Origin of the sequence: Streptomyces brasiliensis, assembly GCF_014647875.1 — a bacterium.
Taxonomy (GTDB): Bacteria; Actinomycetota; Actinomycetes; order Streptomycetales; family Streptomycetaceae; genus Streptomyces; species Streptomyces brasiliensis.
Genome location: NZ_BMQA01000041.1, coordinates 37,844 through 63,592, shown reverse-complemented (window position 1 = coordinate 63,592; position 25,749 = coordinate 37,844). Strand labels below are relative to the sequence as shown.

Annotated in this window: 23 protein-coding genes, 1 tRNA gene and 1 pseudogene; 10 read left to right on the top strand and 15 right to left on the bottom strand. The window is 67.9% G+C overall.

Features of this window, described 5'->3' with window-relative positions:
- Together IEZ19_RS51440 and IEZ19_RS36615 are read left to right on the top strand one after the other, a co-directional pair.
- Positions 1 to 428, top strand: a 428-nt coding sequence (locus IEZ19_RS51440) for a DUF3592 domain-containing protein (RefSeq protein ID WP_444545199.1), incomplete at its 5' end; no start/stop codon positions are given.
- Positions 429 to 1,018: 590 nt separating this feature from the next.
- Positions 1,019 to 3,088 carry a PA14 domain-containing protein gene (locus tag IEZ19_RS36615; RefSeq protein ID WP_189315705.1) on the top strand — a complete coding sequence of 690 codons (2,070 nt, stop codon included), beginning with the start codon at positions 1,019 to 1,021 and terminating at the stop codon, positions 3,086 to 3,088.
- Between the two features lie 72 nt (positions 3,089 to 3,160).
- Here the strand turns inward: IEZ19_RS36615 and IEZ19_RS36610 are convergent, their stop codons facing one another.
- Positions 3,161 to 3,436 (bottom strand): hypothetical protein, encoded by a 276-nt coding sequence (locus tag IEZ19_RS36610; protein ID WP_189315711.1) that lies wholly within the window; start codon positions 3,434 to 3,436, stop codon positions 3,161 to 3,163.
- Between IEZ19_RS36610 and IEZ19_RS36605 the strand changes: the two genes are divergently transcribed.
- A complete protein-coding gene (locus tag IEZ19_RS36605) occupies positions 3,351 to 3,986 on the top strand; it encodes a CPCC family cysteine-rich protein (protein WP_308429048.1) in 636 nt (211 codons plus the stop codon). The two genes, IEZ19_RS36610 and IEZ19_RS36605, sit on opposite strands and share 86 nt — an antisense overlap.
- A 247-nt stretch (positions 3,987 to 4,233) precedes the next feature.
- On the opposite strand, the gene IEZ19_RS36600 is transcribed toward IEZ19_RS36605, so the two are convergent.
- The 3 genes from IEZ19_RS36600 to IEZ19_RS51435 all read right to left on the bottom strand — a co-directional run bounded on the left by IEZ19_RS36600 (position 4,234) and on the right by IEZ19_RS51435 (position 5,528).
- A tRNA-OTHER gene (locus IEZ19_RS36600) sits at positions 4,234 to 4,318 on the bottom strand.
- A 318-nt stretch (positions 4,319 to 4,636) separates the two neighbouring features.
- Positions 4,637 to 4,915, bottom strand: coding sequence for a hypothetical protein (locus IEZ19_RS36595; protein WP_189315704.1), 279 nt, complete (start codon positions 4,913 to 4,915; stop codon positions 4,637 to 4,639).
- Positions 4,836 to 5,528: a GGDEF domain-containing protein gene (locus IEZ19_RS51435; protein WP_229841243.1), complete on the bottom strand. Its 693-nt coding sequence runs from the start codon at positions 5,526 to 5,528 to the stop codon at positions 4,836 to 4,838. The genes IEZ19_RS36595 and IEZ19_RS51435 overlap by 80 nt, the downstream gene beginning before the upstream one ends.
- Before the next feature lie 199 nt (positions 5,529 to 5,727).
- On the opposite strand from IEZ19_RS51435, the gene IEZ19_RS36585 reads away from it, so the two are divergent.
- Positions 5,728 to 5,976, top strand: coding sequence for a hypothetical protein (locus tag IEZ19_RS36585; protein WP_189315703.1), 249 nt, complete (start codon positions 5,728 to 5,730; stop codon positions 5,974 to 5,976).
- Positions 5,977 to 6,373: 397 nt separating this feature from the next.
- Positions 6,374 to 6,592 carry a hypothetical protein gene (locus IEZ19_RS36580; protein WP_189315702.1) on the top strand — a complete coding sequence of 73 codons (219 nt, stop codon included), beginning with the start codon at positions 6,374 to 6,376 and terminating at the stop codon, positions 6,590 to 6,592.
- Positions 6,593 to 7,453: 861 nt separating this feature from the next.
- On the opposite strand, the gene IEZ19_RS36575 is transcribed toward IEZ19_RS36580, so the two are convergent.
- The 5 genes from IEZ19_RS36575 to IEZ19_RS36555 all read right to left on the bottom strand — a co-directional run bounded on the left by IEZ19_RS36575 (position 7,454) and on the right by IEZ19_RS36555 (position 15,220).
- On the bottom strand, positions 7,454 to 7,603 hold the full coding sequence (locus IEZ19_RS36575) for a hypothetical protein (protein ID WP_189315701.1): 150 nt from the start codon (positions 7,601 to 7,603) through the stop codon (positions 7,454 to 7,456).
- 17 nt (positions 7,604 to 7,620) lie between these two features.
- Positions 7,621 to 8,061 carry a VOC family protein gene (locus IEZ19_RS36570; protein ID WP_037694117.1) on the bottom strand — a complete coding sequence of 147 codons (441 nt, stop codon included), beginning with the start codon at positions 8,059 to 8,061 and terminating at the stop codon, positions 7,621 to 7,623.
- Between the two features lie 1,593 nt (positions 8,062 to 9,654).
- Positions 9,655 to 11,763 carry a SpoIIE family protein phosphatase gene (locus IEZ19_RS36565; protein WP_189315700.1) on the bottom strand — a complete coding sequence of 703 codons (2,109 nt, stop codon included), beginning with the start codon at positions 11,761 to 11,763 and terminating at the stop codon, positions 9,655 to 9,657.
- 271 nt (positions 11,764 to 12,034) lie between these two features.
- The gene (locus IEZ19_RS36560; protein ID WP_229841241.1) at positions 12,035 to 14,359 is read right to left on the bottom strand and encodes a SpoIIE family protein phosphatase; all 2,325 of its coding nucleotides are present in this window, start codon (positions 14,357 to 14,359) and stop codon (positions 12,035 to 12,037) included.
- A gap of 432 nt (positions 14,360 to 14,791) precedes the next feature.
- Positions 14,792 to 15,220 (bottom strand): DUF1877 family protein, encoded by a 429-nt coding sequence (locus IEZ19_RS36555; protein WP_189315699.1) that lies wholly within the window; start codon positions 15,218 to 15,220, stop codon positions 14,792 to 14,794.
- A gap of 200 nt (positions 15,221 to 15,420) precedes the next feature.
- On the opposite strand from IEZ19_RS36555, the gene IEZ19_RS36550 reads away from it, so the two are divergent.
- Together IEZ19_RS36550 and IEZ19_RS36545 are read left to right on the top strand one after the other, a co-directional pair.
- The gene (locus tag IEZ19_RS36550) at positions 15,421 to 16,380 is read left to right on the top strand and encodes a hypothetical protein (protein WP_189315698.1); all 960 of its coding nucleotides are present in this window, start codon (positions 15,421 to 15,423) and stop codon (positions 16,378 to 16,380) included.
- Between the two features lie 286 nt (positions 16,381 to 16,666).
- Positions 16,667 to 16,894: a DUF2625 family protein gene (locus IEZ19_RS36545; protein ID WP_189315697.1), complete on the top strand. Its 228-nt coding sequence runs from the start codon at positions 16,667 to 16,669 to the stop codon at positions 16,892 to 16,894.
- Between the two features lie 84 nt (positions 16,895 to 16,978).
- Here the strand turns inward: IEZ19_RS36545 and IEZ19_RS36540 are convergent, their stop codons facing one another.
- The 6 genes and pseudogenes from IEZ19_RS36540 to IEZ19_RS53785 all read right to left on the bottom strand — a co-directional run bounded on the left by IEZ19_RS36540 (position 16,979) and on the right by IEZ19_RS53785 (position 22,327).
- On the bottom strand, positions 16,979 to 17,827 hold the full coding sequence (locus IEZ19_RS36540; protein WP_189315696.1) for a tryptophan 2,3-dioxygenase: 849 nt from the start codon (positions 17,825 to 17,827) through the stop codon (positions 16,979 to 16,981).
- 341 nt (positions 17,828 to 18,168) lie between these two features.
- Complete coding sequence (locus IEZ19_RS36535; protein WP_189315695.1) at positions 18,169 to 18,600, bottom strand: hypothetical protein; 432 nt, start codon at positions 18,598 to 18,600, stop codon at positions 18,169 to 18,171.
- A 1,088-nt stretch (positions 18,601 to 19,688) separates the two neighbouring features.
- A pseudogene (locus tag IEZ19_RS36530) lies at positions 19,689 to 19,863 on the bottom strand (cobalamin adenosyltransferase family protein); the annotation flags it as partial.
- An 85-nt stretch (positions 19,864 to 19,948) separates the two neighbouring features.
- Complete coding sequence (locus tag IEZ19_RS36525) at positions 19,949 to 21,139, bottom strand: 4-hydroxybenzoate 3-monooxygenase (protein ID WP_189315694.1); 1,191 nt, start codon at positions 21,137 to 21,139, stop codon at positions 19,949 to 19,951.
- Positions 21,140 to 21,303: 164 nt separating this feature from the next.
- Complete coding sequence (locus IEZ19_RS36520; protein ID WP_189315693.1) at positions 21,304 to 22,059, bottom strand: IclR family transcriptional regulator; 756 nt, start codon at positions 22,057 to 22,059, stop codon at positions 21,304 to 21,306.
- 58 nt (positions 22,060 to 22,117) lie between these two features.
- Complete coding sequence (locus IEZ19_RS53785; protein ID WP_373297109.1) at positions 22,118 to 22,327, bottom strand: LysR substrate-binding domain-containing protein; 210 nt, start codon at positions 22,325 to 22,327, stop codon at positions 22,118 to 22,120.
- A gap of 339 nt (positions 22,328 to 22,666) precedes the next feature.
- Between IEZ19_RS53785 and gdhA the strand changes: the two genes are divergently transcribed.
- The 3 genes from gdhA to IEZ19_RS36500 all read left to right on the top strand — a co-directional run bounded on the left by gdhA (position 22,667) and on the right by IEZ19_RS36500 (position 25,744).
- The gene (gene gdhA / locus IEZ19_RS36510) at positions 22,667 to 24,004 is read left to right on the top strand and encodes an NADP-specific glutamate dehydrogenase (protein ID WP_189315691.1); all 1,338 of its coding nucleotides are present in this window, start codon (positions 22,667 to 22,669) and stop codon (positions 24,002 to 24,004) included.
- Between the two features lie 292 nt (positions 24,005 to 24,296).
- On the top strand, positions 24,297 to 24,548 hold the full coding sequence (locus IEZ19_RS36505) for an NfeD C-terminal domain-containing protein (RefSeq protein WP_189315690.1): 252 nt from the start codon (positions 24,297 to 24,299) through the stop codon (positions 24,546 to 24,548).
- A gap of 11 nt (positions 24,549 to 24,559) precedes the next feature.
- Positions 24,560 to 25,744 (top strand): SPFH domain-containing protein, encoded by a 1,185-nt coding sequence (locus IEZ19_RS36500; protein WP_189315689.1) that lies wholly within the window; start codon positions 24,560 to 24,562, stop codon positions 25,742 to 25,744.
- Positions 25,745 to 25,749 lie beyond the last annotated feature (5 nt).

Sequence of the window (25,749 nt, the reverse complement as noted above, 5' to 3'; positions counted from 1 at the left end):
GTCCTCGGACTCAACTGACCTGCACCAACGCACCATCAACGAACTTTGCAATCGCCCTGGTCTTGGCGCTTGGGGCCTGGTGGTTCCTCGTCCCAACGGTCCGGGACACGATCGACCTGGCACATGGCGTGCGCGCGGTGGCGACACTGCGGGAGGAACCAGCGGATTGCTCGGGAGGATGTCCGGTGGCGTTCGACGCAGCCGGCACCCCTGTCGTGGGGAGGCTTCCGGCGCATCAGCTGATCAAGAACTTCCACGAGGGCTCTTCAGTTCCAATCAGGTATCAGCCAGAGCACCCCGAACGGATCGCGCTCGAGGACGGCATCGGCCTGGCCCCGATCATCTTCACGTCGATCATCCCGCTTCTGGGACTCTGGATGACAGTCGTGTCGATCCGTTCCTGGCTCCGACGACTGCGAACGCCGTAGAAAGCCACCGTGCCCCAACCGTGCCCGATCGAGCGGTATGCCACGGGGAACACCGGGCAGCCACAGAGTCCGAGCATGCGAACGGCCCCCGACCGACTACCCGGGTCAGGGGCCGTTCTCATTGCTCCCAGAGCGGAGGCAGTGGGATTTGAACCCACGGTGACATCGCTGCCACGACGGTTTTCAAGACCTTTCGGCGATCAAGCGCGCGGATCGCTCCACCGCAGGTCACGCGGGGAACACCGGGCACCAGGTCGGCGAAGTGCCTGACATATGCACGGCTCGCCTCAGGTCGGTAGTGCAATCGGCGCTAGAGCACCCAAGCTTCCCAAGCTCAGAGCGCGGGTTCGATTCCCGTCACCCGCTCCACACTTGTTTGTCGTCCAGACCGATTCAGGCGCCGCTGCCCCGTACATGGCTGGGGCGGCCCTCGCTATGTGCCTGATCTTGTCCTCGTCTGCATGCATCGGTTGTAGATGGTGGCACAGGTCGTGGGTCACCATGCACCAGCTCGGTGCCGATGGTGGCCGCCGGGTGTCCGTGCGGGCCGGTGGTGCAACCATCTCCGCTCCTCGCGAGTCATGATCTTCATGAACCCAGCCAGACGCACGACCACTGCGGCCGCGACCGCCGTCGTGCTCGCCACCGCCGGCGGCCTGCTCACCGTGACCACGGCGCCCGCCTCCGCCGCGACCACCTGCACCTCCCCGGTGTTCAAGCGGCAGTTCTACGCAAACACCACGTTCTCCGGTACGCCGAAGAAGACCGACTGCGACTCGGCCGTCGACCAGAGCTGGAGCGGCGCCCCCGTGACCGGCCTCCCGAGGGACAACTTCGGCATCCGCTGGAGCGTGACCCGCGACTTCGGCTCCGGCGGCCCCTTCTCCTTCAGCGTCTCGGGGCTGGACGGCATCCGGGTCTATCTCGACGGCGTCCGCAAGATCGACCTCTGGAAGAACGTCTCGACGATCATTTCCAAGAACGTCAACGTCACCATCCCCTCCGGTAAGCACACCCTCCGCGTCGACTACGTCAACTGGACCGGCAGCGCCAAGGTCAAGTTCACGTACGCCCCGCGCACCGCCGCCACCGTCGACAAGGTCAAGCCGCTGGTGCCGACCGGGACTTTGGTGTCGTACGACCAGGCCACCGGCAAGGCGAAGCTCACCTGGGCGAAGAACAAGGAGATGGACCTCGCCGGATACCGGATCTACCGACGTGCCAAGGGCGGTTCCTTCCCCGGCAAGCCGCTGGCGACGACCACTTCCACGTCGTACACCGACACCACCCTCCCGAAGTCGGGCGCGTCCTTCTACTACGAGGTCCGCGCCTACGACAAGGCGGGCAACGAGTCCACCGGCACCGCCGACCAGGGCGTCACCACGGTGGACCGGCTGGCGCCGACCGTCCGTGATCTGAAGGTCCTCAGCGAGACCTCCCTGGGAGGGGTGAGCCTCTGGTGGATGTCAGACGAGGGGTCGCTGAAGTACAAGCTGCTGAGGTCCAGTTCGCCCGACGGGCCGTTCACAGTGGCCACGAGCAATCTGAGCAACTCGGCGATCGATGAAACCGCCCCGTACGGGGAGACCTCCTACTACAAGGTCGCGGCGACCGACCCGGCGGGCAACAACGGGTACTCGTCGGTGGTGTCGTTCGCCCGGCCGCTCGCCGTGCCCTACTTCAGCAGGTCGCAGAACCGGCCGGAGGACGGTGGCGGCGTCGACCTGTCCTGGGAGGTGTCGCCTTACGCACCGACGGAGTTCCGGGTCCACCGCGAGGAGCGCCGCTTCGACGACGCGACCGGCACGTTCGACGTCGTCGACTCCCGGGTGGTGCCCTGCACCCCAACGCTCATCGACACCGCCTACGGCACCCGCCACACGTACGCCTGCACCGACACCACGGTCACCCCGAGCCCGTCCGAAGGCTTCTACGTGTACTGGGTGACCACCGTCGACGCGCTCGGGCGGGAGTCGGGGCCGTCCGCCGCCAACTCGCTCTCCTACCGTGACGGCACCGCCCCGCCGGCCGTCACCGGGTTCACGGCCACCGCCACCGAGTACGGCACGGTCCTGGACTGGGAGGACAGCCCGGCCGCCGACCTCGCCCAGTACAGCGTATTCCGGAAGAGCACGAAGAACGACGGCACCGCCTACACCTGGGTGGGACGGACCGAACCGGGAACGACCCGGTTCGTCGACACGGAGAACCTCCAGGACGGCGAGACCCTCACATACTTCGTGGACGCGTTGGACACCTCGGGCAACTCCGTCCACACCTTGGTCGGCGACCCCTACGCTACGGCGCACACCACCGTCACCGAGTACGACCTGCGGCCCACCGTGGAGACGCCGGCCGACTGGCTGGTCTCCGTCAAGGCCAAGACCGATCCCGCCGCTGGCACGGTCCAGCTCGACTGGGACCTGTCCTCCGCGTACAACCTGACGGACATCACCGGATACCGGGTCTACCGCTGGAACCCGGCCACCGCGGCGTACGAGCCGCTGACCGCGGACCCGGTCACCGGCCTGTCGTACACCGACACCACGGCCACCGCCGGCACCACGCACTTCTACTGGGTGACGGCGCTCCACGCCGACGGCACCGAATCCGCCCCCGGCGACGCCTGGGTTGCCCTGGCTCCTCAGCAGTCCGAGTAAGAGCATGGTGACCAACCGGACTGTAGCTCGATGAGCTGCGTTCTTCCGTAGTTACGGTCTGGGTGCGGGTGGTTAAGGACAGCCCAGACGGCGGCTGATGTCGTCGTGAAGGTGCGGGATGCCGTCGGTGATCGCGTTGCTGGAGCGCGATGCGTTGACGGGCGTGCACCGGACGATCTTCCGCGTCACTGCGGCTGCGGCTCCGGCGGGGCCGGTGACCGCGCAGGAGCTGACCCGCGCCCTGGACCGGGACGCGACGCGGATGAACGAGGAGGAGAAGGTGCGGCACGGGGCGTGCGCGCCCGAGGCGCAGGGCCGGCTGGTGCGGATGCGCGGCGGGGTGTTCACGCTGGCTGCGGGTCCAGCCGGTGCGCTCGCCTCTCCGGCCAGTGCACCCGCCGCGCACCCAGAATCGATCAGCCCTCCGCGCACCGGCCGGCCATGCTCGCGGAGGAGCTGCACACGGCCGGAGGCCAGGGACCCGCTCCTTCACTTCTTCGGCTCCTGGGACTGCGATCCTTCTACTTGCTCCCGATCCGTGCCACGCTCGCAACGTGATGACACCACGAGAACTGCGAGAGGCATATCCGCTCGGCGGGGACCGTGTGCCTGCCCTTGCTGTCACCTGTTGACTCTGGAGTCGCGGTCCAACTGGGAGATTTGCGAAGAGTGTGGGTGGGAGGACGACGGCCAGGACGACCTCAACGCAGACGAGGTGTGGGGCGGACCGAACGGCTCATTGAGCTTGACCGACGCCCGCAATGAGTACGCCGACCACATTGCAAGCCTCGGGACGGAGAACCACGCGTCAGCGGCAGTCGGCGGTGAAGGGCTGTGGCGTACTGCCGCCCAGCAGCTCATGCGCGACGAGGGGCACACCCCAGGAGGCACGCGGTAATGCTTGTCAAGACCGCATGGATCAGATGACACCAGCGGCTGACACCAACAAACGCGGACAGTGGCGGTCGGCGCCGGACCGCAGTGGACGGTCGGCCGAGGCGCAGCGCCGGTTGGTCGACGTTGCCGCATCCCCGTGATCGACCTGATAAGGATGAGGCCAGACCTCAAAATCTCGGAGCTGCGGACCACCTCGTCACGCCAGGGCCTTTGCCCGATGCCGTCGCTGGGAAGCGGTGTAACTGAGGTGGCCATCGCCCGGATTCGAACCGGGGTTTCCGCATCGGGGCGAACCCGCGCGCCGTGTCCTAGGCCGCTAGACGACGCATGGCCAGACGGAGCCTATCCACTTGCATGGTGGTGCGCCCACCCATTTCCCCACTCGGGGCCGCAGGCACCTGCCATGCCCTAGCCTGAGCCCAGCGGTGAGGTTGTCCGCGCGCTGTATGACCGTCCTCGACCGATCTCTGTAGTGCGACGGATCGGAAGTTCCCCGTGCCACATCTGTGCCAGATCCAGGGGGGAACCACGGGGAACAGCGGTGGTCGGCGGGAACTGCTCCCCTGTCCGCCCACGTGGGCGTTTCGTAGGTCAGAGCCGCACTCGCCTCACCTCGCTCCTGAAGCGGTGCTCTCTCAGCCGACGTTGGGCTCAGTCTTCCTGTTCCTCGACCAGGCCAAAGGCGAAGGGGAACGAATCCAAGAACTCCCGTCGCCCGGGGTCCTGTTCTGCTTCGGCCAGGTCGGTGAGCACCTGCAAAAGACGGTCGCGCTGGTCCAGAGGCAGTCGCAGCAGTTCCCCGCCCACACCTTCCATCATCTTCACCGCGGAGTCAGGATCGACTTCGTCGTCATCGCAGCTCTCGAAGAACCAGACAGCGTCGACAACCAACCCTGCAAGAGCCGGCACAAGCGGATCCATGGCAGTCATCCCCGCAACCTAGCCGACCCCTATGACAGCAAGGCCGCCGTCTCCCGGGGCATGGGGACGCGCCGCGTCCCCTTCTCCCCGTGCTGTCGTCGGTGCGCAGCCACGACGGCAGCAGCGGCTGCATGGCGGGCAGCGCCATAACCCGGGCCGGCCCGCCCGCGACCGCGAGAGCGGCCGCCACCCACTCGGTCAGGGCGGGCACCGGTAGCTCGGTGAGGGAGCAGGTGCCGACCGAGGCGGCCAGCGGCAGCGACGCGCCGTTGTAGGGCAGCGGTCGGTGAAGTGCGGTGGTGAGGGCGTCGAGGTCGGCGGCGGTCAGGTCCTGGACGATGGCGACGAACTCGTCTCCGCCCAGGCGTCCGGCGGTGCCGTGGCGTCCGCACCAAGCACGGAGCCGGTGGGCGGTGGCGATGAGGGCGGCGTCCCCTGCGGCGTGGCCGTGGGTGTCGTTGAGGGTCTTGAAGTGGTCGAGGTCGACCAGGAGGACGGCGGCGTGCGGGTGCCGGCGGATGCAGTGTTCGGCGCGGGCGGTCCATCCGGCGCGAGTGTGCAGGCCGGTGAGCGGGTCGCGGCGGACGGAGGCGAGTCGGCGGGTGAGGATGCCGCCGTGCACGGCTCAGCCCAGCGGGCGGCCAACGGCGCCCGCGCTCATGTCTCCGCCCCGCTCGGCACCGCCGGCCGCCCGATCCCGCCCAAGGGGCAGGCACACGGAGCATGAGGTCAGAACACGTCGTGGCTGGGGCGGGTGCTGGCGTCGTCCCATGGTCCCGACAGCTGTCGGGATATAGCCATCCGGCCTGATCGCACTCATCATGAGCGGCATGCAGAGTGTCCAGGTGGGAGCAGGAAGCGGCAAGACACGGGGATCACTTGGTAGGTTCTCGGTCTCCCTCTTCGCGATAGGGAGCTTTGACGCGGGGATTTACCTCGCCGAGTTGATCATGGATGGGTACCGCTGGGGCCAGATGCTTGAGACTGCTTTTGCCCTGCTGTTCGCAAGCTGGATTGCCGGAGCCGTGCACCTCCGCCGGACCAGGAAGGTAGAGAGACAGAACAGGTAGCGATCACAGGCCCCCGGCGCCTGTGCGGTGCAGCAGCGCAGCCCCGCCCGGGCCGTCTCTGGGCCGTGCGAGGGTGCTCAACGACGACAGATGACGACAGTCGACGACGGCTCTTCCCCTGCTCAGAGGAGGGTGTTTCGGGTACCGGCCCAGGTGCTCATCAATGAAGCAGAGTTGAGGAAGACCAGATCAACACCGTGAGCCCAGACGCACCGTCCTCAGCAGCAATCGGGTCTCAGACGCAGATCCAGAAGAACTGATCGAGTGCCGCATGCGCCCTTGACTCGGTCATTGAAACTCCCGGCCAAAGCCGCTACGTCGACCGCGTGTCCAAGGCGCAGGTCGCGGCAGGGAATTCGCCCTTGGCAGCGAGCACGCTCACCTGTCACGATCAAGCGTGAGCAACCTTTCCAAGGTCACGACATGGGCGGACATCCTCCACGACCTGATGGGCCTGGCGGCCGGCGCCATGTTGCTGGCGCTCGGACTCACGACCCACCGCCACGGAGGATCCGTGGGCTGGGTCATCGCGGGAGCGGCGGCGCTGATCTCGACCAGCCTCTGGGTGGCCCGGCGTCGGCACGTTCGGCGCAGGAAGACGACCCCATCGCCGTAACGGTGCGCAGGCAGCCGTCCGTGCCCCCTACGTGCCTGGTAGGGGGCAACCGGAGGAGAACACCGGGGAACTCCGGCGAGGACGCCAGGAACGCGCTGGTAGGCGTCTCGCCTGGTCGCCTCACGACCGGATACGCGATCTTCCAAACTGGCGACACGGCGCGAAGTCCGGGACGGTCTGTCGCCCCCGCACAGCTGGGTAGTAGAAGCGAGGGGGACTGTGGTCCCCGGTACGTCAGGTGCATGATGATCCGATGACTTCTTGGCTGAGCACCCGGAGCAGGTGGTTGCTGGTACTGCTCTTGTGGGCGATCGGACTGACAGCCGCCCTGATCGGAATTGCGTTCGACCGAGCCTTCCTTGAACACCCCCCTCTGAGGCCCTTCGCTTCTAACCTCCCTATGACAGTAGGCGGCACTTTCTGCGTCGCCGTCGCCGGCGCCGGGGGGTTGCGTCGTAGACGACGGCGGCAGGACCGATGATGTGGGGCCGGTTGCCGTACAGCAGCGAAGTACAGCAACCACAGCAACCGCCCGCGGTCGGCAGTGTCCTTGTAGGGCCGTAGCACGACCGGTATGACCCTCACCGACCGATCCACATAGAGCTACGGATCAGAAGACTTCTGACATCCACGGCTGACATCAACGACGCCAGACAGGGGCGAACACCAGCATCTCTGTCCGGCCGCCGCGCCAGTCACCGACCTCAGCCCTAGCGGGTCCGGATCGAACTCCTAAAGCGGGTGTCGCAGGTTCGAATCCTGCCGGGAGCACACGATGCAGGGCCAGTTCAGAGACTTGATCCCCTCGAACTGGCCCTTCGCTGTGATCACGGCCGTGCCACTCCCGTGCCACAACGTCCGCTAAGATTCCACGTCACCCCGGGCTTCGCGCATCATCGAGCCGAGCCGATCAGCGATCTCACGGTCACGACCGTTGACCATGTGCTGATAGATCAGGGTGGCGAGCCACCTCTCTCCGAGGTCCACCTGATGGCTTCCGTTCGGCTGCATGGTTCGGTTCCTCCTTCTCAGCGCAGTTGCTCGGCCAGTCCGACGATGATGCCCTCCGGGCCGCGGAGGTAGCAGAGCAGATAGCTGTCCTCGAACCGGGCGATCTCGCCGACGAGTTCGGCGCCGTGAGGGCGCAGGCGGGCAACGGTGTCCTCAATGTCGTCGACGGCGAACATGACGCGGTGCGTGCCCAGAATGTTGTGCGGCCGGTTGCGCGGCCCGGCGCTGATCACCGCGGGGCTGCGGTACTTCGCCAGCTCGAGCCGGCTGTGACCGTCTGGGGTCCGGACCATCGCGATGTCACAGCGGACGCCGTCGAGTCCGGTGCACTGGTCGGCGAAGAGGCCCTCGACCTCCGCCCTGCCCTCCAGCTCCATACCGAGTTCCACGAAGAACGCGATGGCGGCATCCATGTCCTCGACGACGATGCCGACGTTGTCCATCCGTTGGATCGCCATGCCGGTTTCTCCTTCAACTGCGTCGGCGCGGTTGAGCAGCCGCTCGGCGCAGCCGCGGGCTGCGCCGGAGTCGCAGCCACCGCAGGTGCATTCGGTGTCGGCCATGGCGTACACCAGGTCTGCGGCCTCGCGCAGGACGGCGACGCGGTCGAGGCGGCGCAGCCCGGCGACGATGGTCTCGGTCGCCGGCATGTCGGTGTCGACGAACGGGACGCTGGGGTCGATGTAGGCGGCGGCCCACGTCGACCAGCCCTTTGCGGTGCCGACCGCACGCCGCGGGCCTGGAGCTGGGCGCCAGCCTAAGAGGCCATGCTCACTCGCGCCAAAGCAGCTCCCGGCCAAAGTCGCTACGCCGACCGCTCGTGTACCTGCTGGAGCGGAGGGGCGGTTCTCAGAGCCCGCCTGGAACACCTATCGCGTGGGCAGCGGCGGGGCGGCCTCAAACCACGGCCTGCGGATCCGCTCCCATCGACAGCAGCCGCTCGACAGCAGCCGCCGCAGGACGTGCTGACGGAGCGGACCGGCTCCCTTGGGCTCCGGTCCGCTCCGCTCCAAGTGACTACTAGTGGTGACCAAAATCAGTAACCGTGCTCTCCGCGCTCTCCGCGCTCTCCGCGCTCTCCGCGCTCTCCGCGCTCTCCGCGCTCTCCACGCTCTCCACGTTCTCCGCGCTCTCCGTGCTCTCCGTGGCCGCCGTGGCCCCCGTGGCCCCCGTGGCCCCCGTGGCCGTGACCGTGGCCCAGGATGGGGAAGAGAGCGTTCAAGATCCCCATGGCATTCCTCCTGGAATATGCCTGAGACACATGCGACACCTTCGAAGGTGATACGTCCCAGGGTTGGAATCGAATGGAGTTTTCGAAGGTGATACGTCCCTGGATCGGAATTGGATGGCGTTTTGAGTCAAGAGGCGGTAAAAACCTCCTGCCGGTCACAGGACGTGAGCGCTCCGGTCACCGGCTCGACTGAGGGGCCGGGCCGCCTGCGGGCCGTCCGAGAGCGATTAACGACGACCAACGCTGACAATCACTGACAGCCAAGTTGCAGGTCGTAGCCTTGATCGATTGCACGGCCGCAGGTCAGAGACCCGGCTCTTCACTTCTTCGGCTACTGGTGGAGGTGGCCCGCAAGTCGACGCGCGTACCGTGCCCATGCGTGCTCTTGCCCGGCCGGGACCGTGCCCGTTGCGTGCCCTTCCGGCGGGACGCAGCGGGGACTCACGGGGAACAGTGGCGCCGATCATGCTCCGGTCCAGGTCAGTGCCTTCCCAGATCAGCCGCGATCCGCATACGGCGTCTTCCGAACTGGGGCTCTAGGATCCCGAGCGCGGTGGCACTTCTTCGGGAAGAGATGCTCACTGAAGATGAAGCACGAAGGCTCGTTTTAACGGAGCTTGCACAGAGCGAAAGAGCGATGCAACACCTTGACCTTGCGGTCTCGAAGGTGGAACCCGTGTCTTTCGGGTGGGTGTTCTACTGGTGCACGCAACAGGACACCGGTCGCCCTGCCGGCCGGCGGCCAACACTCGGCAACCGCCCCTGCGTCCCGACGATCACTCGAGCTGGCAGCCCCCAGGACATATGGCCAAAGCCGAGGTCAAGGATCACGCTGAGGCGCGTCAGCTGTTCGGCCAGGCGAGGCCGTGGGGGTACCGATGCGGGCGGCGAGGATGGTGATGTCGTCTTCGGCGGGGCTGGGGGCGAAGCGGTCCATAAGGGTGTCGCACAACTGGTTGAGGTCGTTGTGCGCGCCGGTGAGAAGGCGGATGAGTTCGTCCAGACGCTGGTCCAGGTCGATCCCGCGGGTTTCGATGAGGCCGTCGGTGTAGAAGACGACAATGCTGCCCGGTTCCAAGGCGACCTCGGTGGTGGTGAAGCGGATACCGCCGATACCCAGGGGAGCGCCTGCGGGCAGGTCGAGCAGGCGGGCGCTGCCGTCGGGTGTCACGAGGGCAGGCGGGGGGTGGCCGGCGCGGCCGAGCCAGCAGCGGCAGGCCGTGCAGTCGCAGATCCCGTACAGGCAGGTGGCCAGGAGGGGGCTGTCGAGTTCCTGGAGGGCGTCGTCGAGGTGGTGCAGGAGCTGATCGGGGGGCAGGTCGAGGTGAGTGAACGCCCGCACGGTGGTGCGCATCTGCCCCATGATCGCGGCAGCTTGGATGCCGTGGCCCATCACGTCTCCGATGACCAGGGCGCCCTTACCGGGGGCGAGGGTGGCGACGTCGAACCAGTCCCCTCCGACCTCGTGGACGTCGGAGGCGGGCCGGTAGCAGTGGGCGATCTCGATGCCGGCCGGGGGTTTCGGGAAGCTGGGAAGCATGCTGCGCTTCAAGGTGAGCGCGACGTCGTGCTCGCGGTGATACAGCCGGGCGTTGTCGATGCAGACGGCGGCGTGGGCGGCCAGATCGCTGGCGAGCGCAAGGTCGGCGGCGTCGAAGGCGGGCCGGTCGCCGTCCCGCAGGAAGGTGGCGACGCCGAGGACCAGGCCGCGGGCCGTGAGGGGCACCATCATCATCGACGTCACGCCCAGGGACCGGAGCCGTTCGGGAATCGAGGAGTAGGGTGCGGCCTGGGCGACGGCACGGGAGTCGATACGGCGCAGGAGGAACGGCCGACGGTCGATGACAGCCTGCGCGTAGGGCGCGCCGGCGGGGAAGTGCAAGGTGCGGCCGACAGGTGTGAGGATGTCGGCGGCCGCGTGACCTCGGGCGGGGGCCTTGCCGAGGCGGCGCAGGGCGGCGCCGCCCCACAGGCTGGTCATCGGCTCGGTGGCTTCGGTGAGGTCGGCCAGGGCGTCGACGGTGGCGATGTCGGCGAGGCGGGGCACGGCGATGTCGGCCAGCTCCTGTCCCGTGCGGGCCGCATCGAGGGTGGTGCCGATCCGCAGCGTAGCCTCGTTGAGCAGCGCCAGGCGTTGACGGCCGGCGGCGGCCTCCCGCTCGCTCTTCTCCTGGGTGGTGACATCGATGATCGAGGCGTTGATCCCCAGCGGTTCGCCTCCCGCGTCCTCCAGGCGGAAGTAGGAGCAGGACCACACGCGCTCGTGGTCGGGGCTGGCGGGCGTGCGGCCGATACGGCGGAAGTTCACCACGGGGTCACCCGTGACCAGCACCCGTCGCATCGCCGCTTCCATCTGCTCGCTGTTGACCCCAGGTAGCACCTCCGACGGTCGGTGCCCTATGTGCGCCGCGGCGGGTAGCCCGTTCATCGCCTCCAGGGCTCGATTGACCTGCTGGAACCGCAGCTCGGTATCGAAGATCGCCAGCCCCACCGGTGAGCGGGCGAACAGCGCGTCCAGCAGGCCACCGACTTCGCGGGCCTGACGCGCTTCACGGGCATCGGCGGCCAGGAGAAGTACGTCCCACCCCTCCCCGCCCTGTGCGGCCACGGGGCACCCCCACACCTCCATCCCGATGGTGGAGCCGTTCTTGTGCCGCATCCGAAATTGGCCGGTCACGCTGCGCCCAGCGGCAACCGCGTCGTGCACGGCGCGGGCCTCCCGGCGGTGGTCGGGGAGGACGAGGTCGGTGATGTCACGGCCGATGACCTCACCGGTGTCGTAGCCGAGCAGCTCGGGGGCGGCCTTCGCCCACCTCCTGATCCCTCCGGTGCCGTCGGAGACGATCAAGGCGACAGGCAACAGATTCCACCATGCCGCGGCCTGCCCGACCGCAGCCGTCTGCTCCCCGGCCTGCATGGGATCCGGCATCACGAGTGCTCCAAGCTGCTGCCTTTCCATTATGAACAGGTTTGTGAGCAGCGGCACCGGCGTCTGTAGCGTCAGTGGCTCGTGCCTCAGCCGTGCCGGAAGCGAGCGGTCGGCAACGGTCATTCGCGCCTCGCAGTAGGGAGAAAGCCCAGCTCAGGCGGTACGGTGACCACGGGTCGGATTCAGGGCAGACGCTTGGAGATCATCCTCAGTCTTACAAGGCAGATGTCGCTGCCGATCGTGAACGCCCTCCCGGGCCGGATTGCCGTGCCTACAGCATGCGCAGCACCTGCTCGGCCCAGATGGTCTTGCCGGTGTGGGTGTAGCGGGTGCCCCAGCGCCGAGTGAACTGGGCGACCATGAACAGGCCGCGGCCGCCCTCGTCGAATACTCGGGCCCGGCGCAGATGCGGACTGACGCTGCTTCCGTCACTGACCTCGCAAATCAGCGTCTCCCCCTTGATGAGCCGCAGCCGGATCGGCCCTCCAGCGTGCCGCATCGCGTTGGTGACCAGCTCGCTCACCACCAGCTGCGTGACGAACGCGGCCTCCGCCAGCCCCCACAGGGCAAGCTGCTCCGCTGCCAGCCGGCGAGCGTCGGCGACGACCGCGGGATTGCTGAGCAGGTCCCAGCTGGCGAGGCGATCCTCGTCGAACACGCAGGGGCGGGCCAGGAGCAGGGTGACGTCGTCGGCGTGCGGTACGGGGCACAGGGTGTCCAGGACGGTGTCGCACAGAGCATCAAGCGTGGTGGCCGGGAGGACGAGGGCGCTGCACAGGTCGGAGAACCCTTCGTCGATGTCGCGATCCCGGGTGGCGAGGAGACCGTCGGTGAACAGTGCCAGCAGGCCCCCTTCAGGCACGATGACGTCCGCCGCCTCGAACGGCAGGCTGCCGAGTCCCAGCGGAGGGCCACAGGGCAAGTCGATGACACTGCTGGTGCCGTCGGGGCGGACCAGCACGGGGGCGGGGTGGCCGGCGCGGGCCAGGGAGCAGGTGCCGGAGACCGGGTCATAGACGGCGTACAGACAGGTGGCACCGATGTCGCCGGGGATCTCACCGGTGGGCTCGCCACCTTGCTCACCCGCGGTGTGGGTGATGATGTCGTCGAGGTGAGTGAGGAGTTCCTCGGGCGGCAGGTCGATGTCGGCGAGGGTGCGCACGGCGGTACGCAGGCGGCCCATGGTCGCACAGGCGTTGATGCCGTGGCCGACGACGTCGCCGACCACCAAGCCGACTCGTGCTCCGGACAGGGGAACCACGTCGAACCAGTCACCGCCTGCCTGGGCGCCGCCGCCCGCAGGCAGGTAACGGGCGGCCGTCTCCACAGCGGGGTGCACGGTCGACTCCCGGGGAAGCAGGGCCCGCTGTAGTGCAAGCGCGATGCCGCGCTCCCGCGTGAACCGGCGAGCGTTGTCCAAACAGATCGCGAGCCGGTCGACGAGGTCCTCGCTGATCGCCGTACAGTCCGGACCGAAGGCTTCTTCATGCGAGGCCGCGTACCTGACGAACAGGACTACCCCGAGGGGAACGCCCTGAGCACGGATCGGCACAGCGATGAGCGAGTGGGGGCCGAACGTCTCCGCGAGCGACGCCTGAACGGGATCCTCGGCCAGCCAACGGATGATCTCGGGATCCTTGGTGCTGTGACGAACGGCCCGGCCCTCGGCCAGACACCGCGCGACCGGCGACGACCATGGATGGGTGTGCACTTCCATAGCGCTGATCAGCGCCTCGAGCGCGTGCCCGGCGGCCCACTGGTATGCCGCCCGGCGCAGGGCAGTGACACCCCGAGGAAGGACGGGCGCGGGCAGCTCACCCTGGAAGACAGGCTCCAGAAGGTCCACGCTGACGAAGTCGGCGAAGCGAGGGACAGCGAGTTCCGCGAATTCTCGTGCGGTTCCCACGATGTCCAGGCTCGTACCCACGCGGGTCCTGGCCTCGCTGATCAAGGCAATGCGCTCTCTGGAGTCGTACTGCTGGGAGTAGTCGGACGCCGCAACGCCCACCGCACGCACCGAGCCGTCCGCGTCCTTGAGCGGGAAGACGTCCATGGCCCAGGCGTGAGCCTTGGATTCCCCGGGGAGCCTGACGATGGGCTCCACCGCTTCCGCTTTCCCGGTCCGGGCCACTCGAAGGACCCGCCGCTCCACCTCCTCGATCGCGTTGCCCTGGAGAATCTCGGTCAGGCGTCGGCCGCGGGCCTCCTCCTCGGAAAAGCCCCCCACTGCAAGCATCGGCTGGTTCCCGCGCAGCAGGCGCGCGTCGAGGTCGCAAATAGCAACGGCAAGCGGCTGCTGCTCGAATATCCACTGCGGGAGCAAGGCATCCCAGGGTGTGCCTGTCGCGGCCTCGGGCACGGCCGTCAGCAGGAGCAGGAAGCCGCAATCCCGGTCGGTGTCCTGCAGCGGACACAAGTCAACCTGCGCGTGCAGCGGGAGGCCGTCGCGGTGCCGCAGCGTTCCCTCGGCCGTCAGCAGGTCGTCCACCGGCCTGCCGATGATTTCAACAGGGGCGTATCCGAGCAGTTCCTGCGCACCACTGCTCCAGTGGGTGACGCAGCCGTCCCGGTCCAGCACGCCTACCGCAGCGGACACGTCCAAGCGAGCACCGGTGAATTGGCGAGTATTCCGCCTGCCCCAGGTGTGCATGGTGGTCTCTGATCTCTTGTCGCAGGCAATATCCACAGTGCTCCTGGGACCATGGGATGGCAAGCTTCAGGCGACCTGTCTCGACCCGCCTGCGCACCCGTCGGGCCTGCACGCGGTCCAGTAACCGCACTCCATCCGACCCGGGTCGGACCACCGCTCGCATGCCGGAGAACACCGTGGCCGGCCCGCCCCTGAATCCGCCGACAGCCGGTCGAGGTCGGAGATGTTCAGCAGGTACAATCCGCCGCGCATGCTCCTGAGCCACGGGCCGGGTGGCCTCTTTGGCCACAGCCCAACCATTCGCCCACCCATGAGGGCCGGACCGGCCTCAAATGATCGCAGCTTCCCAAGCTGAGGTCTCACCGCTGTCTTGGCCCGTCAGTCCAGCCAGACGAGCACCGCGTCATTCGCCCTGGCGGCAGCCTCGAAGAACTGTGTGAGTCCGTCGTACCAGTGCCGCGCCCACTCCAGCGCGCCGGGCTCACTCCATCCGAGAGGGTACGCCCCAGCGAGGGGGTACACCTCAGCGCTGGTCAGCTCAGCAGGATCCACCCCGCTGATGAGCCGTGTATAGGTGGTCGCCCGCAGTGCTTCCCCAGCGAGCCGGACCCGCTCGGGCCGCAGGTACCTCGGAGGCTCGTATCCCCAATCCTCGTCCTCGGCGAACGGCTCCTCACCGTGGATCACGTTCACCGGGAACTCGGCACGCTCCAGAAAAAAGCGGAGCATGTCCCAGGTCTTGTACGTGCTGAAGTGACGCACCTCGGTCGGCGCAGGCTCGGACTCCTCCTCGGCGAGCCCTGCCATTCCGATGCCCCATCACACGGCCATCACCACAGCCACGCAGTCCCTTCACCTCTGCCAAGCTCACTGCTCGCCAGCTGACCCTGCGTCACAGTGCAGCGTCTCAACTGTCCAATCAGCGGCCTGGATCAGTCGCGTCGGCAAGACCGCACGGAACGTGAGCACCGGCAAACGAAACGTCAGCACGACGAAGGGCCCAGTACATGCGTATCCGCAACACCCTCATCGGCAGTGTCGCGGCCTCTGCGGCAGCGATCGCTCTCGGCACCACCTCCGCCTTCGCGTCGGTGAACGTGGATCTGACCACGGGCACCGGCTTCATCGGCCAGGGCGCCGTCCAGAGTGCCCTCGGCTACAACAACTCGGCGCTCCAGCAGGCCGTCGACAGCAAGAGCCTCGCCTTCACTGCCAAGCAGCCGACGTCCCAGTCGCTGTCGCAGGACGCCACCCAGTCCGGCTCGCAGATCGCCTCGCAGGTTGGCCTCCAGTCGGGGACCCAGAGCGGCACCGAGGCGGCCAGACAGGTCGTATCGCAGGATCTGACCTGCACGTTCACCAACGGTAACGGCACCAAGACGTTCCACCGCGACGGCGTGCGCGACGGCGAGCGCACCGGCACCCGGACCGTCTCGCACGTCGGCACCCGCGAGGGCAGCCGGGACGTCTCCCGTGAGGGCACTCGGACCGGAAGCCGTACCGGCGTCCTCACCGGCAGCCTCGCCTACGACCTGGATGTCGAGGCCCGCAAGGCCAACCAGTACACCGGCTTCATCGTCAACGGCTGGAGGGGAGAGCCGTCGTACGAGGCGGGGGAGACCAGCTGGACTTCCCCGGTCTCGTTCGGTGACTGGCAGCTGGGAGACTGGGAGCTCGGTGACTGGAAGTTCGGTGACTACACGTTCGGTGACTGGTCGTTCGGTGCGTTCGAGCCCGTGGGCGACGTGCAGTGGGGCACGTGGGACGCGGCTCCGGGCGAGAACCCGGACGATTGCCTTCGTAGCGACAACTCCGGCAAGATCACAGACCTCAGCAACGTCATCACGCCCGGCACCGTCATCGACGGCGACATCACGCCAGGCGCCATCACCTACGACGGCATCGAGACCGGCGTAACGACCACCAGCGGCCCGGCCCAGTTGTTCGTCAACGGCAAGGCTCTCTGAGCCCCCGCACCACCGCGGCACCCTCCGGCTCCGTTCGGCGGTCGGAGGCTGCCCCATGTACACCACAGTCAGGTTCACTCGTCCGACCCGCGCCACCTGCCGCTTCCAGCGGGCGGATGGCGGGGTCTTCCCGTGTCTTCAGGCTCGACAGTGACGCAGTCTCTGACGGCAACGTCTGCGCAATCGCTGCTGGCTGCGGCGTTCTGAGAGGTCATCTCGAGAGGCGGGTGGCTCGTCGAAGCGTCCTGCCGAGTGGGACGCACGGTTCGGGTGCGACGATGCGGCCATGCGTGAGTTGAGCGGGTCCATCGACGTCGAGGAACCGGCCTGGCCGGAGCTCAGGGAGACACTTGATGCAAGTCCCGTGTCCGTCGAGGTGCTTCCAGCCGATGGTGATCTGGGTAAGGCGTCGATTCTCCAGCTGCAGGTCACGGCCGGCGCTTCCGCTACAAGGTCACGGGGCACTCACGTGCACGCGGCTGGTACCGGCACGGTATGGCCGGTGCACCGGTGACGGCGCGGAAAGCGCAGTGCTCGCAGGCCGAGCGGTCGGCCGTACGCGCCGTCGCCGTGTGAGGGCGCTTCGGTGCATCGGTGATCACATGGCGGTGCGTGAGCTCCACAATTCGGGGAAGACGGGCTGGTCGAGGCCGCGGCGCAGCCATGCGACGGCGTCCGTGCCGTAGTAGCCCGGCTTGGCACCGAAAGTGCGTACCGTCACCGTGAGGTGTCTCTGCAGCCACAGGGTGAAGTGCTCGCTGACCTGGGTCAGCAACTCGCCCAGCGCCCGCAGTTCGGCGAAGGACTCCTCGCGGTAGACCCGCACCCATGCCGCCTCGACCTCTGGCCGGGTGACGTACGGTTCGGCGAAGTCGCGGTGAACGACCGAATCGGGCAGCGGCAGCTCTCTGCGCTGCAACAGGGCCAGAACCTCGTCGTACAGACTGGGTGCGCTGAGCGCCTCCTGGAGCCCCTTGTGGATCAGCGGGGTGGACCGGTGCGGCTCCAGCATCTTGGAGGACTTCAGTCCCAGCAGGAACGCCATGTGCCGGTACATGTACGAGTGGACCGAGGAGGACTCGCCCTTTCCCAGCCGGGCCTTGATGGGGTTCCAGTCCGCGGGCGTCATGTCCGCGTAGCTTTCCCAGGTGCCCTCCAGGGCACGCAGATGGCTCACGCTCCGGCGCAGGGTGCGCGAGGCGGCGCAGACGTCGTCGTCATGGACTTCGCGTCGCGCTCGGGCGAGCTCATGGCACAGCAGCCCGAAGTAGAGCTCCATCACCTGTGAGCTCACCACGAAGGCCATTTCGTAGGCAGATTCCGTGACCGGCCGTTGAAGGGTGTGCAACTGCCGTACCTGGAAGTACTCGATGTATCCGGTGGTGCCGTCGTCGTCGCCCGATGTGGCAGACGGTGGACGCAGGTCGCGCCAGGATTCGCTAGCCATGAGGATGCCTCTCTCACAAGCGTTGGTGATCACCTCGACGGAGGCCCGGGTATGCGCGGCCGAGCCGCAGCAGGGCACGCCTTACTCACCCGATCGGGGGTACCCGGACGCCGGATCGAGGTCGGTGGGCGCATGGGCGGGGACTGGCGCCCACGGGAGGCGTTCTGGCGGGAGTCACTCGGCCGCTCGGCCGGTGAAACGGGGATGGCCTTCCGGGCGCACTGTGCCAGTGCCTCGTGTCCGGCGCCGGCAGGGTGTGCATGGCGTGCGGGTTGTCGGACAATGGAACCCCGGCCCGATTGCGGCGGGCCGGGGTTCCTCATCCTGCTACCGGCTCGGGACTACCAGTCCTTGTGGTGCTTGATCACCCGGAAGCTCCCGACCACGCCGTCCTTGACGCGGATGCCTTCGGTGCGGCGGACGTTCACGCCGTCGCTCTGGCTGTGGGGACCGACGACGGCGACGGGAGCGCCGTTGTCGCACACCGCCCCGCGGAAGACCTCGACCGTCTTGCGGCTGTCGTTGCGGATGTTGAGGGTCTTGGCACCCAGGCCGCTGACCACGGTGATGCAGTCGCCCGCGCGGGACGAGTACGACCGCTCGTTGATGTGGATCCGGCCTTCCTCGAATTTCTCGTTCTCGTTCTGGTTCTTGTTGCCCTTGCCTTCGTTGTTGTTGCCCTTGCCCTCGTTGCCCTTGCCCTGTCCGGAGTCGCCGCCGAAGGGCGCCGCCGCGACAGCGGCGGCGGCAATCTTGGAGCGGGGGGTCTTCATACTGCTTCTCCTGTCTCTGCGGCGCCGGCTCGGTGGCCGGCGTGATTGAACGTACTAACGCCCCCCATACCTGTCATGTCGGGCATATCGGATCGCTGGCTTCAGAGTGCCAATCGGGGTATTTGTGGTGCCCGCAGGGCCCTTCCCGAACGTCTGATGAGATGTCAAATTTCTATGAATATAAGCATTTTGAAATACTATTAGCCCTTTGGAGTGATCTTCTGACGCCTGCTCACCCCGCTCAGCGGCGTGTCGTTGCGGGCATGATGAGGTGGGGCACGCTATAAGGGCTGGCCACGCCATGTGGCGAGTCCTGCGCGCTGACCTGCGAGAACACAGGCCGGACCGTCGCGTGAGGGGCCCGGTCGGCAGCGCCACCACGCCGGCTGCACCGGCCTGCAGGGCCGCCAGTACCGGGGCGTAGGCGATCCGCAGCCGTGGATCCGGCTGACGTGATGGAACCGGCGGCCCGGTGCAGCACGGTTGGTGGCACGGCGAGGCCGTGACGCGCGGCAGGTTCATCTCCTGGGTGGCCGGGTACGGCACCGTGCCCAGCGCCCGTCTGCTCCTGGCTGACGAGGTCGAAGCTCGCGCGCCGGCCGTGTGGCCGGACGAGCGAGGCACCACGATGCGAATCCTATTTCCGCACGGTGGGACGTGGGCTGCAGGCAGACGTTGACGGCACAGGGGCGCACGTCGTCGTATCGCGGGAAGCATCCGCGCATCCCACAGGCCGGTGCCGGGTTCTGAGAGCCTGGCCGGCGATCTGCCGGGGGAACTCCTGAAGCGGGTGTCGCAGGTCCGAATCCTGCCGGGGGCAGAACGTATTACGGCTCTGACCTGGTATTTATCCCCCGGGGAGGCACTCTGGTCGCCGGGCCGGGCTTCTTCGCATCGCCGGGCTCAGGCCCCGCTTCGGGAGCAGTGTGCCCGGAGGTGGCGCTGGCGCGCGGTGCGGGTCGGGCTGCGGCCTCGGCGATCGCGAGATCCGCCCTGGGGAGCAGGCTCGTGTACGGCCGTGAGTTTCTCGGTGTGCCGCTGCGGCAAGCATTCACCGCCACTGGCGCCGATCCTGCGAGCCGGAAGTCGTCGCCGCGCTCCTTGTTCGCCCTCCTCGCCGGAGGAGCAGGTCGGAGAGGCGGTTCAGGTGCTTCCCCGTGAGGGGGTTCATCGACTCGCCGCGCGCCTCAGCGCCGACCACGTCGAGCGCCGGGCGCGCCGGACGACCGTGCAGGCCTGGTGGAGCAGGGCCGCGCCGGGGGTGACGGCGGAGGCGGGTGCGGGGCTCCGGCCTCCCGATCCGGGGCGAGGAAGGCAAGTGCCCGCCGTCGCTACGGCGGGCCGAGGGTTACTTCACCCCGGGTAGGCCTCCCTCGAACTGCCAGCCGGTGTAGGCCTCGGCGAGGTAGGCGCGGCCGGCGTGTGACTCGACGATCGTGCGCAGTTCGCCGATCTGGCGCATCCGGTCGAAGTCGCTCGCACCAGGCTGCAGGTGCAGCATGTTCGTCATCCACCATGAGAAGTGCTGCGCCTTCCAGATGCGCCGGCGCGCGATCTCGGGGTAGGCGTCGAGCAGGGTTTCGTCGTGGTCGAGCAACAGCGCGCGCAGCGCCTCGGTGAGCAGTACGACGTCGGCGACGGCGAGGTTCATGCCCTTCGCGCCGGTGGGCGGCACGGTGTGCGCCGCGTCTCCGACCAGCACGACGCGGCCGCGGCGCATCTCATGCGCGACGAAGCTGCGGAAGCGCAGCACGTCCCGCTGGAAGATGTGGCCCTCGTTGAGCGTGGTGCCGGGGACGCGCGCTTGCAGGATCTCCCACAGTTGCTCCTCCGTGTACGCCTCGGTGTCGGTGTCCGGGGCGCACTGGAAGTACATGCGCTGCACGCCGGGGCTGCGCTGGCTGATGAGCGCGAAGCCGTCCGGCGAGTTGCTGTAGATGAGCTCCGGAGAGCTGGGCGGGGCCTCGCAGAGGATGCCGAACCAGGCGAACGGGTATTCCCGGAAGTAGCCGCCGTACGTGCCCGTGACGGCCTCGCGAACGACGCTACGGGACCCGTCCGCGCCGACCACGACATCGGCCTCGATCTCCACCGGGTTGCCCTCGGCGTCCTTCGCGACGATACGCGGCCGACTCGTCCCGGCGTCCTCCACGCGCTCCGCGGTCACCCCGAAGCGCAGGTCCTGGCCGGCGGCGAGACGGGCGGCGACAAGATCCTTCAGCACCTCGTGCTGCGGGTACAGCCACACCGCCCGGCCGACGGTGTCGGCGAAGTCGATCCGGTGGCCCTCGCCGGCGAAGCGCAGCTCGATGCCCTCGTGCTTCTGTCCGACCGTGAGGACGCGGTCCGACGCTCGAGTGTCGGTAAGGATCTCGACGGTGCCCTGCTCGAGTATGCCCGCACGGATGGTGGTCTCGATCTGCTCGCGGGTGCGGGAGTCGATGACGATCGACTCGATGCCGAAACGGTCGAGCAGGTGGGACAACAGCAGGCCGGCGGGGCCTGCGCCGATGACGACGACGCGGGTGCGTTCGGGCATGTCGCCTCCTTCGAGGTGGGGGTTCGACGCGAGCGCGTGAGAGCGCGGGGACGTAGGGAGTGTTGCGGCAGGACGGTCCCGCTGGCGACGCCGATTGCCGTTGAATGGGAATCGGCTTTTCCACGGCCTGTGGCCGGCCAGGCGTTACGGACCTCTACGGACGCCTACGGGCGCTGTGCAGCCAACGCGGTCGTGATGCCCGACGCTGCGGCGCGGAGCTCTTCGATCGCGGGGCGGGTCGGCGCCTCGCGAGGCAGCACGACCGACAGGGCGGCGATCACCTGGCCGCGCCGCTCGCGTACCGGCACGGCGACGCCCGTCGACACGCCCTCGACCGACCCCGGGGCCACGACAACGCCGTCGCGGCGGATGCCGGCCAGGACGCGGCGCAGCCGCGCGGAGTCAGTCACGGTCTCGGACGACACTGCTTCGAGTGGCCCGGCGAGCACGCGTTCCCCGAGCTCCTCCGGGCCGTGAGCGAGCAGGACGAGCCCCGACGACGAGGCGTGCAGGGGCAGGCGGCCGGCAATCCGGGTGATATTCGCACCCGCGTTCGGGTGTGACAGGCGCTCGATGAAGAGCGTTTCGTCGTTCTCGAGCACCGCGAGCTGGGTGTGCTCCCGGATGTGGGCCTGCACGCGTTCCATGAAGGGCAGTGCCGCCTGCCGCAGGTGGAGGGCGCGCGAGCCTCGCAGAGCCAGCTCCCACAGTCGCATGCCCAGGCACACCCGCTGATCCTCATCCCGCTCGAGCAGCCCGCACTCCACGAGGTCGGCTATCACCCGGTGGGCGGTGGACGACGGCAGCCTCGCACGCCGGCCGATCTCCGCCGCCGTCTGCACCGTGCGGTCCGTGTCGAACGTTTCGAGGACGCGCACGATCCGCTCGGTGACCGACTCTCCCGACGGTGAGTTCGCCATTGTCCGCCTCTGCTCCTGACCCGTGCTCGTGCCGCGCACTCCCGGATGCGTGCCGCCGTCAGTCGGGCTGCCGGAGGCAGTGATCGAGGAAGGCGCGGGCGCGGCGGGCGAGGCGGTCACGCGAGGAAAAGGCAGTGACAAGCACCTCGTGGGGGACCGGGCCACTGACCGGAACCGCCACGACGCGGTCGTTCCAGTGTAGGGGCCGGAGTCCGGCCGACTGCGAGATCATCGAGTATCCCATCCCGAGCTGTACCAGGGCGCGGATGTGGTCGAAGTTGCCTCAGCTACGCCACCGGGTTCATACGGTGCCGCCCGGGGTGACGAACCGGCCGCGGTCCGGCGGGGCCGTGTGCCCCCGGCGGTCGGCCTGTCCGGTGATCTCCTTGCGCCCCGGAGCAGCGGTACCGAGTCCGCAATGTGGATGCCTCGAACGGTTTTCCCCAGAGACTGGGATTATGGCCTGCTGCAACGGTTCTGTTCGTCGCTTTCGTGAACCACAAGTGTGCGATGTCTGAGCGACACTCCCGATCGGGAGGGGACCGATGGTGGCCCCGGGACGGGGCACCTGCGCGCACGATTCCGACTCACGGAAGGCAATAACCATATGCGTGTCATCGAGCCGCTGTACGCGGAGATTCTCCGTCGCAACCAGGGCGAGACAGAGTTCCACCAAGCGGTGCGGGAGGTCCTGGAGACCCTCGACCCGGTGCTCGAGCGGCGGCCCGAGCTCGTGGACGCCCGGATCGTCGAGCGCACCTGCGAGCCGGAGCGCCAGCTGATCTTCCGGGTGCCGTGGTCCGACGACTCCGGCGACATCCACGTGAACCGCGGCTTCCGGGTCGAGTTCAGCAGCGCTCTCGGACCGTACAAGGGCGGGCTGCGCTTCCACCCTTCGGTGAACCTCGGCATCGTGAAGTTCCTCGGCTTCGAGCAGATCTTCAAGAACGCGCTCACCGGCCTGCCCATCGGCGGTGGCAAGGGCGGGGCGGACTTCGACCCGAAGGGCCGTTCCGACGCCGAGATCATGCGGTTCTGCCAGTCGTTCATGACCGAGCTGCACCGCCACCTCGGCGAGTACACCGACGTTCCGGCGGGTGACATCGGTGTTGGCGGCCGGGAGATCGGCTACATGTTCGGCCAGTACAAGCGGATCACCAACCGTTACGAGTCCGGAGTCCTCACCGGGAAGGGCCTGGGCTGGGGTGGTGCCCAGGCACGCACCGAGGCGACCGGATACGGCTGTGTCCTCTTCACCGCCGAGATGCTCCGCACCCGGGGCGAGTCCCTCGACGGACAGCGCGTGGCGGTCTCCGGCTCCGGCAATGTCGCGATCTACGCGATCGAGAAGGCCCAGCAGCTGGGCGCGACCGTGGTGACATGCTCCGACTCCAGCGGCTACGTCGTCGACGAGAAGGGCATCGACCTCGCCCTGCTCAAGGAGGTCAAGGAAGTCCGCCGCGGCCGGATCTCCGAGTACGCGGAGCTCCGTGGCTCGCACGTCAAGTTCGTGCCGGGCACGGGCCTGTGGAACGTCCCCTGCGACGTCGCTCTGCCCTGCGCCACCCAGAACGAACTGCACGAGACGGACGCCCTGGCCCTGGTACGCAACGGTGTGAAGGCGGTCGCCGAAGGCGCCAACATGCCCACCACGCCGGAGGCCGTGCGCGTCTTCCAGGAGGCGGGCGTCGCCTTCGGGCCCGGCAAGGCGGCCAACGCGGGCGGCGTGGCCACCAGCGCCCTGGAGATGCAGCAGAACGCCTCACGTGACTCCTGGACGTTCGCCCACACGGAGGAGCGGCTCGCGGAGATCATGCGTCACATCCATGACTCCTGCTACACAACCGCGGAGCGCTACGGCACCCCGGGCAACTATGTGGTCGGCGCCAACATCGCCGGCTTTGAACTGGTAGCTGACGCGATGCTCGCGCAGGGGCTGATCTGACCTCGCGGTTTCGACAAGACACGGCTGCGGCCCGGCACCGTCCCCTGGAACGAGGACGGTGCCGGGCCGCTGCCGTGTCGGAGCCGCGCGGCCGGACGTGTTCGAGATTGCTGCTGGTCCTTCGCCCCGGGTGCCCGTCGGGCACAGCGTCGGACGGGCGGCACGTGGTCGAGGGCGCTGCTGGGGTCCGTCCGTCCGGCGGCGCAAGCTGAGTCCTCCTGCCCGTTGGGTCCCCGGCCGGACTAGGTCTATCGTCTGAATTCTGGGGCCAGGACGAGGAGGATGGCCGGTGATGCCGCAGGACGAGGCCGTGATCGGCTGCACGGGGAAGGTACTCATCGGAACTCGCGGATCCGCGGGCCCCGGAGAAGTCCTGGTGCAGGTCAGGGGCGGCTCCGAGACTTTCCTCGCCTGGTCGGAGGATCCGCTGCCCGCGGGCGCGACGGTGCTCGTGATCGAATCACGCGGATGCCGCGAGGTCGGCGTCATCGAGTGGGTGGATCCATTGGACGCGCTCGGCGAAGATGCCGTCGGCGCCGGCTGAGGAGTGCAAGCATGTTCGGATACCGCGTTCCCGCTCCCGACGAGGCGATGTTGATCTCGGGGGGTCGGCGGGGACTGGGGGGCGCGCCGTTCCAAGTGGTCACGGGGCACGGCAAGTTCGTGCTCCCGGTCTTTCGGAAGGTCCGTTTCCTCACCCTGTCCATGTGTGAGTCCGAGGTCACCGAGACCTGTGTGACCAGGCAGGGCATCGCGCTGCACGTCCGCGCGGTCATCGCCTTCAAGGTCGGCAACGACCACGAAAGCATCATCAACGCGGGCCAGCGGTTCCTCTCCGACCAGGACCAGATGTCGGTGCTGACCGGGCGGATCTTCGCCGGCCACCTGCGGGCCATCATCGGCTCGATGACGGTCGAGGAGATCGTCACCGAGCGGCAGAAGCTCGCCGCGGAGGTCCTGGACACCTCCAAGACCGAGATGGCGAAGATCGGCCTGATCGTCGACTCGCTGCAGATCCAGTCGATCGACGACGGCGACACCGGCTACATCGACGCGATGTCCGCGCCGCACAAGGCGGCCATCCAGCGGCAGGCGCAGATCGCCCAGGCGCAGGCCACCCAGGCCGCGGTCGAGGCGGAACAGGCGGCGGCCCGCAAGCAGGCCGAGTACTCCCGGCAGACTGCCATCGTCAAGGCGGAGTACTCGGCCGAGGTGGACCGCGCCCAGGCGCAGGCCGCGCAGGCCGGACCGCTGGCGCAGGCACACGCCCAGCAGGAGGTGCTCGCCGCCCAGACGGAACTGGCCCAGCGCCAGGCCAAGCTGCGCCAGCAGCAGTTGGTGGCCGAGGTCGTGAAGCCCGCCGAGGCTGATGCCGAGCGGGTCAGGATCCTCGCGGCCGCCGAGGCGCAGCGGATGAAGATCCAGGCGGAGGCGGCGGCCTCGTACGACCGGGTCGCGCTCGACCGGATGCTGATCGACCAGCTCCCGCAGATCGTCAAGGAGGCCGCCGGCGGCCTCGCCGGCGCCAACGTCAACGTCCTCAACGGCGCGGACGGCCTCGGTGAGATCGCCGCCGGCCTGGTGTCCCAGGGCCTGACGATTCTCGACTCGGTCCGACAGAACCTGAGCAGCCAGGACTCCGACGGCCACCGCCCCGAGGAGAGCAAGGGCAACGGGGTTCTCCAGCTGCCCACCAGCAAGGAGAAGAAGACGAACGACGGTCCGGTGGACGTCGACTAGGGGCG

Coding starts and splice junctions, on each gene's coding strand:
- IEZ19_RS36555 (WP_189315699.1), bottom strand. CDS start 15,220: ATGGCAGGGCTCGCCGAGGAGGAGTCCGAGCCTGCGCCGACCGAGGTG.
- IEZ19_RS36575 (WP_189315701.1), bottom strand. CDS start 7,603: ATGCAGCCGAACGGAAGCCATCAGGTGGACCTCGGAGAGAGGTGGCTC.
- IEZ19_RS36505 (WP_189315690.1), top strand. CDS start 24,297: ATGCCGCAGGACGAGGCCGTGATCGGCTGCACGGGGAAGGTACTCATC.
- IEZ19_RS36500 (WP_189315689.1), top strand. CDS start 24,560: ATGTTCGGATACCGCGTTCCCGCTCCCGACGAGGCGATGTTGATCTCG.
- IEZ19_RS36615 (WP_189315705.1), top strand. CDS start 1,019: ATGAACCCAGCCAGACGCACGACCACTGCGGCCGCGACCGCCGTCGTG.
- IEZ19_RS36540 (WP_189315696.1), bottom strand. CDS start 17,827: ATGGCTAGCGAATCCTGGCGCGACCTGCGTCCACCGTCTGCCACATCG.
- IEZ19_RS36535 (WP_189315695.1), bottom strand. CDS start 18,600: ATGAAGACCCCCCGCTCCAAGATTGCCGCCGCCGCTGTCGCGGCGGCG.
- IEZ19_RS36570 (WP_037694117.1), bottom strand. CDS start 8,061: ATGGCGATCCAACGGATGGACAACGTCGGCATCGTCGTCGAGGACATG.
- IEZ19_RS36520 (WP_189315693.1), bottom strand. CDS start 22,059: ATGGCGAACTCACCGTCGGGAGAGTCGGTCACCGAGCGGATCGTGCGC.
- IEZ19_RS36585 (WP_189315703.1), top strand. CDS start 5,728: ATGAGCGGCATGCAGAGTGTCCAGGTGGGAGCAGGAAGCGGCAAGACA.
- gdhA (WP_189315691.1), top strand. CDS start 22,667: ATGCGTGTCATCGAGCCGCTGTACGCGGAGATTCTCCGTCGCAACCAG.
- IEZ19_RS36545 (WP_189315697.1), top strand. CDS start 16,667: ATGCGTGAGTTGAGCGGGTCCATCGACGTCGAGGAACCGGCCTGGCCG.
- IEZ19_RS36565 (WP_189315700.1), bottom strand. CDS start 11,763: ATGCCGGATCCCATGCAGGCCGGGGAGCAGACGGCTGCGGTCGGGCAG.
- IEZ19_RS36525 (WP_189315694.1), bottom strand. CDS start 21,139: ATGCCCGAACGCACCCGCGTCGTCGTCATCGGCGCAGGCCCCGCCGGC.
- IEZ19_RS36550 (WP_189315698.1), top strand. CDS start 15,421: ATGCGTATCCGCAACACCCTCATCGGCAGTGTCGCGGCCTCTGCGGCA.
- IEZ19_RS36605 (WP_308429048.1), top strand. CDS start 3,351: ATGAACGAGGAGGAGAAGGTGCGGCACGGGGCGTGCGCGCCCGAGGCG.
- IEZ19_RS36595 (WP_189315704.1), bottom strand. CDS start 4,915: ATGACTGCCATGGATCCGCTTGTGCCGGCTCTTGCAGGGTTGGTTGTC.